9 protein-coding genes, 1 tRNA gene and 1 pseudogene are annotated in these 10,481 nt (G+C 58.0%); 6 read left to right on the plus strand and 5 right to left on the minus strand.

Features of this window, described 5'->3' with window-relative positions:
* Positions 1 to 45 precede the first annotated feature (45 nt).
* From AB7F49_RS14710 to AB7F49_RS14735, 6 genes and pseudogenes are all read left to right on the plus strand, one after another.
* Complete coding sequence (locus tag AB7F49_RS14710; protein WP_428523544.1) at positions 46 to 267, plus strand: hypothetical protein; 222 nt, start codon at positions 46 to 48, stop codon at positions 265 to 267.
* A gap of 177 nt (positions 268 to 444) precedes the next feature.
* Entirely contained in the window at positions 445 to 1,023 is a 579-nt protein-coding gene (locus AB7F49_RS14715) for a DUF3489 domain-containing protein (protein ID WP_428523546.1), read from the plus strand.
* 3 nt (positions 1,024 to 1,026) lie between these two features.
* Positions 1,027 to 1,608, plus strand: a complete 582-nt coding sequence (locus tag AB7F49_RS14720; RefSeq protein ID WP_428523548.1) for a DUF2924 domain-containing protein — start codon at positions 1,027 to 1,029, stop codon at positions 1,606 to 1,608.
* Positions 1,601 to 2,032: pseudogene (locus AB7F49_RS14725) on the plus strand (recombinase family protein); the annotation flags it as partial. The gene AB7F49_RS14720 and the pseudogene AB7F49_RS14725, both read left to right, overlap by 8 nt.
* A 165-nt stretch (positions 2,033 to 2,197) precedes the next feature.
* Entirely contained in the window at positions 2,198 to 3,361 is a 1,164-nt protein-coding gene (locus tag AB7F49_RS14730; protein ID WP_428523570.1) for a recombinase family protein, read from the plus strand.
* A 265-nt stretch (positions 3,362 to 3,626) separates the two neighbouring features.
* Positions 3,627 to 4,106 (plus strand): hypothetical protein, encoded by a 480-nt coding sequence (locus tag AB7F49_RS14735; RefSeq protein ID WP_428523550.1) that lies wholly within the window; start codon positions 3,627 to 3,629, stop codon positions 4,104 to 4,106.
* Here AB7F49_RS14735 and AB7F49_RS14740 read toward each other — a convergent pair.
* From AB7F49_RS14740 to AB7F49_RS14760, 5 genes are all read right to left on the minus strand, one after another.
* Positions 4,101 to 4,739 carry a hypothetical protein gene (locus tag AB7F49_RS14740; RefSeq protein WP_428523552.1) on the minus strand — a complete coding sequence of 213 codons (639 nt, stop codon included), beginning with the start codon at positions 4,737 to 4,739 and terminating at the stop codon, positions 4,101 to 4,103. The two genes, AB7F49_RS14735 and AB7F49_RS14740, sit on opposite strands and share 6 nt — an antisense overlap.
* Positions 4,739 to 6,070, minus strand: coding sequence for a restriction endonuclease subunit S (locus tag AB7F49_RS14745; RefSeq protein ID WP_428523554.1), 1,332 nt, complete (start codon positions 6,068 to 6,070; stop codon positions 4,739 to 4,741). Before AB7F49_RS14745 ends, AB7F49_RS14740 begins: the two co-directional genes overlap by 1 nt.
* A complete protein-coding gene (locus tag AB7F49_RS14750; RefSeq protein WP_428523556.1) occupies positions 6,067 to 9,102 on the minus strand; it encodes a type I restriction endonuclease subunit R in 3,036 nt (1,011 codons plus the stop codon). The genes AB7F49_RS14745 and AB7F49_RS14750 overlap by 4 nt, the downstream gene beginning before the upstream one ends.
* Before the next feature lie 815 nt (positions 9,103 to 9,917).
* Positions 9,918 to 10,007 (minus strand) — tRNA-Ser (locus AB7F49_RS14755).
* A 158-nt stretch (positions 10,008 to 10,165) separates the two neighbouring features.
* Positions 10,166 to 10,481 (minus strand): winged helix-turn-helix transcriptional regulator (locus tag AB7F49_RS14760; protein WP_428523558.1); only part of this gene is annotated, 316 nt, incomplete at its 5' end.

A 10,481-nucleotide genomic window follows, 5' to 3' on the forward strand; every position in this document is an offset into this window, starting at 1 on the left:
GCGCAAAGAAAGCATGTGTGGTGGCGTCAAGGAGGGAGGACGCCGATGACACGTGCTGTGAATGACGAGACGATCAGGAGCTTCTTGAGCAACATCCGCGAGCGGTTGGACAAGACCGCCGCGACCGCCAAAGCGGCGGAAGCGTGTGCTATGGCCGGCAATCTCGAGCAGGCATTGGACATCGTGCTCGACGTCGAGCAGCCGCTTTATGAGGTGACCACGTTCTTGAACGCCGCAAGCCTGATGAACCGAACGTCGCGATCCTGACGTCGCGACGTTTCGAGGCCGAGAGTTCTCTTAAATCCCCGCGGCGCTTCGCGCTTTGCGGGGTCGTGGTGGTGCCGGTAATGGCGCCGGCGACCATGGAGAACTCTCATGACGCTCACATCCACCCAACACGAACTCTTATCTCGCGCGGCGCGGCGTGACGATCGCGCCCTCGAATTGCCCGCGAACCTCAAAGGCGGCGCCGCGGCGAAGGTTGCCACCAAATTGTTGGCGGACGGCCTCCTCGAGGAGGTCAGGTCCGACGGCGACCTGCCAATCTGGCGCCGTGGTGAGGACAAAGAGCCACGTAGCCTGCGCCTCACCATAGCGGGCTTGAAAGCGCTCGGCGGCGATGATCGTGCGGCAGCGACGGACGCGGCCGGTAAACGGCAGCAAGCGCCGGCTGCGTCGGCAAAGCCGAAGCCGTCGTCCCCGAAAGCGTCCAGCAAGGGCACGCGTCATCCTCGAACGAAGGCGCAGATCGAACGGGCAGGGAGCAACCGATCGGCGACGGGCTCGAAACAAGAGGCCGTCATCGGGCTGCTGCGGCGATCGGCCGGCGCCACCATCCGCGCGATCATGCAGGCGACGGGCTGGCAGCCGCACTCCGTGCGCGGATTTTTTGCGGGCGTCGTTCGCAAGAAGCTGGGGCTCGATCTCGAAAGCGAGAAGGTGGGCGACGAGCGCGTCTATCGCATCGTCGACGCCAAGGCCACGAAGGCGGGTCGTCCCCGTCGCGCCCGGAAGGCCGCGTAAGCGATGCGACGGTCTTCCGTCGATGCAAGGGCGCTCGAGGCCGGGATCGCGCGGTTGCCTGATCTCGGCCTCGATGAACTGCGACAGCGTTGGAAGGCGCTCTATGGCCGTCCCGCGCCGAAGTTCTTCCGCCGTAAGCTGCTCGTTCGCGCGGTGGCGTACCAGATGCAGGTCAACGCTTTCGGCGGACTGTCGGAGGTGACCAAGCGACGGCTACGCGAGATCGCGGCCGCCGCCCGTGACGGCACCTTCGATGCAGCCGCTATCGAGCCGCGCATTAAACCGGGTACCAAGCTGATCCGCACCTGGAAGAAGAGCACCTATGAGGTGATGGTCTTGCAAGACGGCTTCGCCTGGAATGGCGATCGCTATTCCTCGCTTTCCACCATCGCCAAGACCATCACCGGCACGAATTGGAATGGCTGGCGCTTTTTTGGGATCAAGCGCCCTGCCGCGAAGAACGGGACCGACATCCGGGGCCGGTTCAAGCGTCCGAAGCCGGGTCGAGACGGGAAGGTCGTCTGGCCGGTGAGCCAGCATGCTGCGCGGCGGACACGGCGTTGTAGGGACGGCTTCGATGGGTGAGTCCGCGAGGCCGCAGGAACGTCGATGCGCGATCTACACGCGCAAATCGAGCGAGGAGGGGCTGCAGCAGGACTTCAACTCGCTGCATGCTCAGCGCGAGGCATGTGAAGCCTATATAAAGAGTCAGCGACACGAAGGATGGGGACTTCTTTCAGCGAAGTACGACGATGGCGGCTATTCGGGCGGCTCGATGGAGCGCCCGGCGTTACAGCGTCTGCTTGCGGACATCACGGCCAAACGCATCGATGTTGTGGTGGTCTACAAGGTAGACCGGCTGACCCGATCGCTTGCCGATTTCGCCAAGATCGTCGATGTGTTTGACAACAATGGCGTCAGCTTCGTGTCGATCACCCAAGCCTTCAACACGACGACGTCCATGGGGCGGTTGACCCTGAATGTCCTCCTCTCCTTCGCCCAATTTGAGCGGGAGGTCACGGGCGAGCGTATCCGCGACAAGATCGCGGCCTCCAAGAAGAAGGGTCTTTGGATGGGGGGCTTCGTTCCGCTCGGCTATCGTGCGAGGGACCGGACACTTGTCATCGACGATGCGGACGCCGCTACGGTCCGGTTGATCTATGATCGCTATCTGATGCTCGGCACCGTGGCTGAGCTCGAACACGAATTGGCCGAACGCAAGCTGCGCACGCGCGCCTTCGTCTCGGTCAATAGCAACACGTCCTGGGGCGACCGGCCATTCAGCCGGGGGCATCTCTATCGGATTCTGTCCAACCCGATCTATGTCGGCAAGATCGTTCACAACGGCAAACAATATGATGGCCGTCATGAAGCGATCATCGATCTGAAGACCTTTTCGGCCGTGCAGGCGCGGCTTGCATCGAACAACCGCCAACACAAGACCAGATCCCGTGCGAAAGAACCGAGCCTGTTGGCAGGGCTCCTGGTCGACGCCCAAGGGGCCAAATTCGTCGCGTCGCACGCCGTGAAAGATGGAAAGCGCTACCGTTATTACGTCGGCAGTCGTGTGGAGCAGGGCGAACCGAAACCGTGGCGCCTTCCGGCTCATGCCGTCGAGGCCGCCGTCATCAGCGAGTTGCGGCGTCTCCTTGGCGATCAGCAGTGCGTTGCTATGGCACTGGCATCGCTGCGGCTCAAGACAAATGAGATGAAGGAGGCTCTATGGACCGCGCAGCAGCTGCAAGCGCAGATCACGACGCCAGCCCCGCACCATGAAACGATCGCCAAGCTCATCAAGCAAATTCGTGTCTCTGAGTCCGAACTGACGCTTGAGATCAATCTCGCAGCAATCGTTCCGGGCCGCGCGACGCCGCGGAACAAAGCGTATCAGGTCAGAGTCCCGATCGAACTGACGCGGCGGAACGGCGAGACGGCGCTCGTCATCGTCGCTGACAAGCGCGATCATCAAGCGGAGCCTGACTCGGCTCTCATCAAGGCCATCGCGCGCGGCTTCACGTGGTTTGAGGAGTTGGCGACCGGCCGATCCGCTACCGTGACCGCGATTGCCGCACGCGAGCGCGTCAGCGACCGCTATGTGAGCCAGATGATCGAGCTAGCATTCCTGAGTCCGCGGATTATCGAAGCGACGCTAACCGGGACAAGGGTAGCGCAGATTTCGACCAAGAATCTCGTCTTCGATATTGAGATTCCGTCAGCGTGGTCGGAGCAAGAAAATGCCTTCTATGCAAGGAATCGTTTCGGCTACTTGTGGAGCGTTGGCAACGGGGATAGCCCCAGCTCCTTCAAAAACGTGTTGTGCTTCGCCGTTGACTCCTGAATTTGCTTCTCGACCTCGACCAACTCCCTATGCGTGGTCGACAGATCGATCGCGACCTCCTGCTCGGCTGTGCTGACGTAACGCGAGATGTTCAGGTTGAAGTCGTTGGCCTCAATCTCGTCCATCCTCACGCGTCTGTAGTCGCGAAAGTCGTCCGCGTTCATCGCCCCGCGGAGCTGATCGGCGATGGCCCAAAGCCGCTACTCGCCGAAGCGTTAGCGGCGAGCGAGATCCGCTCAGAACGGTCTTCTCTTCTCACCACTCTTTGTTCTTCAACGTCATGTGCAACGAGCTCGGACGGACGAAGGAAGGCCAAGAGAAAGTAAACATCAAGCGGTACTTCCTGCACCGGCCGGACACCGAGGGAGTGTTCACCTTGCGAGCCACCGGAGATACTCCCTACTTCCATCATGTGGCGATTCTCGCTGAGCTTCGAAAGTGTTCGCAGGGAGGAACTCTCTATACGTACCACTTCAATGCCCTGCGCAGCATCTTGGAAAAGACGGCAAGTTTCTTCGGCCACGCGGACCTCAGTATCTGCCTGGCCGGGCTAGAGGACGAAGTCCTCTACAACCGTGCACTCAATCTGCTGAGCCACGGTAAGTATGCCATCAACGAGCCGGTTGAGATGGTGGACGACAATAAGGAGCTGTTTCGCAAAATTCTCGATGATGTCCTTGGCCGTTTCCAGTTTTCACTTCCTGAGCTTGTTTCTGAAGCTGCCCCGCAGAGAGCCAAATCATGACTGACCAAGATCAGAAGCAGCTCGGCAAGACGCTTTGCGGAGAAGTTCCGCCAGATCACAGGCAAGAGCGATGGCATTGTTGTCGTCGAGCGACGAGATAGGATCGTCGATATACAGATACTTGACCCACTCATACGAGGGGTGTCGATCGATGACCCGCTCGCAGATCGCCATGAACATGCACCAGATGAAGATTCTTTCCTCGCCTCGCGAAATCTTGATTCGATCGTAATCGCCCTTACGAAAGGTCACGACCCATTTTTCGTAATCGATATCAAAATCGAAATCGACGTAGCGTGACAGGTAACCTGCGATGGATTCGTCCAGTGCAAGTTCTCTGAGGCCACTACAAAATGAGGAGCGCTCATTGATCGTCAGGTGTCGATCCGTATCGCCATCAAGATCGTTGTGCCAGGCAAAGAGATCCTCGGTATACGCATTGAAGTAGAGAGTGTCTGGCGCCCCTCCGCCTTTGCGTTTCCCTTGATCTTTGAACTCCATCGACAGGCGCGTCTTTCCTGTTCGATTATACGCGTACAGCAAGACACAGTGCAGATCTTTGACGTCGCTGCGGAGCCTTTGTGCAAGGGTCACCAGATTCTTGTACTGATGGATTGTCGTCGTCCTGCTCATTATTCATTCCCCTCTAGAGAGGGAAATATCTGTTGCAGTAGGCCTTGCTTGTGGGCCTTCAAAGTCTCCACCTTATGCGATTGCGCGGCCAGCATTTCGTCCAGCGACGATAGGCATGCGGCGATTCGTTGCTGCTCGGCGAGTTTCGGGATAATGATATCAAGACCGGTTCTGAACGTTGTCGGATTGATGTTTGCCTGACTAATGCTCGGCGTTGCGAGCAGCTTGATTTGAAACTGCTGCATCTGTGTGTTCAGCATCAGATTGCAGAACAACGGGTTGATGCGTTTCTCATCCAAACGGAACGAAACGATATAGGACGCCGTAATGCATTCTAAGTCGCGATCGAAGATGGAGACCTTTCCAACCAAGTCACGACTGTTCGTCCTGTTCAGCAGGATGTCGCCTTTTTGTAAGCGGAAGGACTCGAACTCTTGGGGGTCGAGGTCGATGTAAACAAGATTGGAGAAATCCAACTGGCCGTCGTTCATGTTCCCCATGCGCAGGACTGGATACTGTCCTGTCTTGGCGGTCGATGTAGACGTTCCGTAGAAAGACTTAACGACGAAGTCTCCAAACTTGTGCGGTATCCACTCCTCCGCGTTGTGGAATTCAGGAAAGCGAAGGCGGGGCACGGTTTCACCCGATTGGGGAAAGAGTTGCTGCATCAACCCTTCTTTGTGTTGCCGCAGAGCTTCGAGCTTCCGGTCCTCTGCCGCAATCAGGTCGTCCAGCGAGCCGAGGCACTCGGCAATTTTCTGTTGCTCAGCCTCTGTCGGCGGGACTGGGATCGGAACAGTCGAAATGCGGTTGGCAGATATGCCGTAAACCTTCGCGCCCTGGGCTTCTTTCTTGATGCCAGAGCGAACAGCGGCGGACTGGAATAATTGCCCGCCGAAGCCAACAACCGGAACGCTCCCGCGCCGGGTCGCTAGAATGGTGTGCGTCCCAGCGACAACGTGTTCTCCGTTCAATGAAACTACTTCGATTGCTTTTCCGACGTCGTCGAGATCTTCAGACGCGTCGGCAAGCACAATGTCGCCTTCGTCACAGAATGCGTCATCATCGAAGCCGTTGGTCGACGCATCCGGATTGATAAACGGCACATACTCGTCACCCACTCGAAACAGAGGTCTGAACTTGGTATGAATGTCGCCGTAGTGAATGTTCCTGATTGTGCCAGCTTCGTAGTTCAGCTTGTCTCTTGAAAGGGTGTTGGTGCGCTTAAAGCCGTACAGATCAGAGAGTCGTGGCGCCAACCAAGTCGGACCATCACGAAACTCCGGAAACCGCAGCTTCGGCACCAACCGCGATGGCTTATCGGTTGTCATGATGCGTTCCCATGCTCGTAGGCGTTTAGGCCCGAAATATCCCTGCCGTGGGCGCGCTTGTTCAGGAGGGGGACGAGATCGGCCATAAGGGAGAGCTCGCGCTCGCGGCGTTCGCGCCAGCCCAGATCGAGCGGCTCCATCAGCTCGGTGAGTTGCTCGCCGTCGAAGATCATGCGCTGGAGGATGGTGTCGACGAAGGCCGCGAGGGACTCGGTCGCCAGACCGTGGGCCTGAGCAAGGCCTTCAATCTCCTTGGCCTGTTTCGCGACCTTGAACTGCTCGTAGCCGGCACGGATCGCGGCCTCGTCGAGACCTTCTCCCTCCGTCAGTGAGCAGACGTACTCGGTGATTTCCCCCCGTTCGTCGAGGAACTTGGCGTCGGACTGGATTAAGCCGATGAGCTGCTCGCGGCTGATCCGAACCTTCTTCGGATCCTGACTCGAGTACCTGGTGATCAGCTTCATAATGTAGTCGTAGTCGATGACAGCGGAGGCAAAGAGGACGAACTCGAAGTCGAGCTGGTCGACCTCGGGACTAATCGGATCGCCGTCCCCCCCGGGCTTGCCCTGTTGTTCTTTCAGCCTCTGGGCGGTTTCGAGGTAGACGCCGCGGAAGGCGCGGAGGTCGTCCCTGGGGAAAGCCTGCTCTACCTGTTTCCGTTGCTCGTCGGTAAGGTCGGTGTACTGGTCGAGCTGGGTCTGAAGACGCTGCACCTCCTTAAACCGATTGATGAACTGCGCGCGGGCGTCGTCGCCTCTGAGGTTATTCACCTGATCGGGCGTGGCCTCGAGGCCCTGGGACTTCATAAATTCGCCGAGGTCGGCGACAGCCTGCTTGAAGTTGTCGATAACGACGGGAGCCTTGTCGACCAACCAGATCTCGCGGGCCCGGTCGGACTGGGCGCCGGAGAAAAGAGCTATGGCATCGTCGACGTTGTCCTGCTGATCACGGAAGTCGAGGATGTGGCCGTAGGGCTTAGTCGCGTTGAGAATGCGGTTGGTGCGTGAGAGAGCTTGGATCAGACCGTGGTGTTTGAGATTCTTGTCGACGTAGAGCGTGTTGAGGAACTTGGCGTCGAAGCCGGTGAGGAGCATGTCAACGACGATGGTGATGTCGATCTTTTCTTTGCCCTTGCGGGGCAGGTCGCGATTAGGGAACTGCTGATCCTTGATGCGCTGCTGGACGTCCTGATAGTAGAGGTCAAAGTTGTTGATGTCGTGGTTTGTGCCATATCGCTGATTATAATCGCCGATGATAGCCTTGAGCGCGGTCTTCTTGCCCTCAGGGTCGTGCCGGTTATCCTCCTTCTCCTGGGGAAGGTCTTCCTGAATTTGTCGAACATCGGGGTTGCCCTCTGCGGGGGGCGAGAAGACGGCGGCGATCTTAAGAGGGACGAATTCGGGGTCAGCAGCTTGGCGCCCGGCTTGGAGTTTCTTGAAGACCTCGTAGTACTCGATGGCGTCGTTGATCGAGGCAGTGGCTAGCAGCGCGTTGAAGCGTCGGCCGCCGGTTGCGGCATCGTGCTTGTCGAGGATGGCTTGGACGACCGCCTGCTTGGCGAGAGTCTGGCCGGGCTTAAGGGCTGGGACGTCCTTGGGCTTGTAATAATCGATGTGGAAGCGGAGAACGTTCCGGTCCTCGATCGCGTGAGTGATGGTGTAGGCGTGGAGTTCTTTCTGGAAGAGGTCCTTGGTAGTTCGAAGGCTAGCGATGTCTCCCTCGATCTGCTTGACGGTCGCGTTATCCTCGAAGATCGGGGTACCAGTGAAGCCGAAGAGCTGGGAGTTTGGGAAGAAATCCTTGATGGCCTTGTGGTTTTCGCCGAACTGCGACCGATGACACTCATCGAATATGAAGACCATCCGTTTGTCGCGGAGCTGCTCGAGCCGTTGCTTGAACGTTGACCGCCCCTCGGCGATGTTCTGCCTGTTGTGCTTGCTGTTCTCGTCGAGGGCGAGCCCGAGCTTCTGGATAGTGGTGACGATGATCTTGTCGGCGTAGTCGTCGGACTGGAGGCGGCGGACGAGCGCCGCAGTGTTGGTATTTTCCTCGACGCAGTTCTCTTGGAACCGGTTGAACTCCTCGCGCGTCTGGCGATCGAGGTCCTTGCGGTCGACGACAAAGAGGCACTTGTAAATGCTCTCGTTGGTCTTGAGAAGCGTCGAGGCTTTGAAGGAGGTGAGCGTCTTGCCCGAGCCGGTCGTGTGCCAGATATATCCGTTGCCACAGTTCTGGTCGATGCAGTCGACGATCGCCTTGACGGCGTAGATTTGGTACGGGCGCATCATCAGGAGCTTCTGCTCACTAGCGATGAGAACCATGTACTTGCTGATCATCTGGCCAAGCGTGCACTTGGCGAGGAAGCGATCGGCGAAGTCGTCCAGGTGAGTGATCTTAGTGTTGTTCTCGTCCGCGAACTGGTAGATCGGAAGGAACCGCTCGTCAGCATCGAAGGCGAAGTGCCGCGCGTTGTTGTTGGCGAAGTACCACGTGTCCGTGCGGTTGCTGACGATGAAGAGCTGGACGAAGCAGAGCAACGTCTTGGTGTATCCGTTGCCGGGGTCGTTCTTGTATTCGACGATCTGCTCCATCGCCCGCCGAGGGCTAGTCCCTAGCGTCTTCAGCTCGATCTGAACGACGGGGATGCCGTTGATCAGGAGCATGACGTCGTAGCGGTGATGGCTGTTGTCCGTATTAATGCGAAGCTGATGGACGATCTCAAAGTCGTTCTTGCACCAGTCCTTGATATTGACGAGGGTGTAGTTGAGCGGCGTGCCGTCGTCCCGGGTGAATGCTTCCCGATTCCGGAGGGACTGGGCGGCTTCATACACGTCTGGTGTGACAATCTCGTCGAGAAGTCGCTGGAACTCACCGTCGGTGAGCGTGACGCGATTCAGAGCTTCGAACTTGATCCTGAAGTTTGCTTCAAGCGTAGCTCGGTCGCGGATGTCGGGGCGATAGGCGTACTTGAGGTCCCGTAGTTTCGTGACAAGGATCTTTTCAAGATCGCGTTCGGGCGTGATCATCGTCATCCTGAGAACTCACCCTTTCTTAGATCTGCTGAAGGCATCCGTTGTGCTAGGAGTTGCACGCTCTCATCCATAATACCTTCCGATCGTGTTTGTGCGGCTATGTAAGGGATCTGTGTCAAGACCTTCGGTCTTTCCTTCTCCTCCACGGTTATCGCCATAGCGATCGGCCACCTATGCTTAGTGGGTCGCCACTGGTTCGGTACGGTCAAGTCGATCAGCCGGCTGAAGTCGTGCCTTCTTCGCCGCTAGCCCTTCCAGATTTTCTCAGGGGCACTTGCCCAATATGCAACGCTCACGGCGCAGTAGACGATAACAATTCGTGTGGCACAAAAGACGTCCAGACAGTTGCGAATGTTGTGCCTTGCGCTCTGGCAACGATGAGGCCGAAGAACTCAAATCGTATGATAGCGGTTCTGAGCAATGCGAGCGGCGGTCGCGGGAACTCCAAAATGCGATCTAGGGCCATCGAGCGGATAGCCACTCAGCAGCCGATCTATTCAAACCTAGCCTGCAGAAGAGGCTGAAACGGCGAAGGTCTATTGTCCCGCGTAACTCGGTCTACCTAGTGCCCAAGGGCACAGGTTTCTTGGAATGGCAGCGCGGCCGAGGGGCGCGGGCTAAAGATGCCGCATTCGCAACAGCCGAAGAACCGAACTAAGGACAGTCATATTGGAGAAAGGACTCTCTTTCGAGAAGTTACGCGGTCTTGTTGCCTAGTTCTCCCGATTCGGTTGTCGACCAAAAGGCGCGTATACGGGCGGAAATAGCGCTTCTCCTAAGAAGATATATCTCAACACTAGGAATAAATAGCTGGATGGCGGAGGGAGAGGGATTCGAACCCTCGATACGGTTGCCCGTATACACGCTTTCCAAGCGTGCGCCTTCAGCCGCTCGGCCACCCCTCCGCGTCGCCGCGGATAGCCGCAGGCGCGCGCACTATATCGGCGAACGCCCGCGTGACAAGCCGTAATGCGCGGATATCGTCCGTCGCCTGATGCGGCGGCTCGCCCACGGCGAAAGACGCGCCATCGATGCGGCCGTTTCCACTTTGCGGGATCATGCTCTAGCGGCGTTTTTTCGCGACCGCGGCCTCATAAGCGGCGCGCAGCGTTTCGGAAACCGAAGGTCCGTCGCGTCGGCGCTTGCGCTGGCCGAGGTGGACTTCGCGCAGTTCATCCATCAATGCGTCCCACATTTTCGGGCCGCCATCCCGTAACAACTGCGCGCGGATGCCGAGCTCTTCCGTGACGGGCAAATATTTGCGGCCCCAACCCGCCATCTGCGCCAGGATCGGCAGAAGCTCGATGCCCTTCTCGGTGAGGCTGTAAACCCCCTTCTGCTTATGCGCGGGGTCGTCCGTTCGCGTGACGATGCCCTGT

Origin of the sequence: Pseudorhodoplanes sp., from assembly GCF_050250235.1 — a bacterium.
Taxonomy (GTDB): Bacteria; Pseudomonadota; Alphaproteobacteria; order Rhizobiales; family Xanthobacteraceae; genus Pseudorhodoplanes.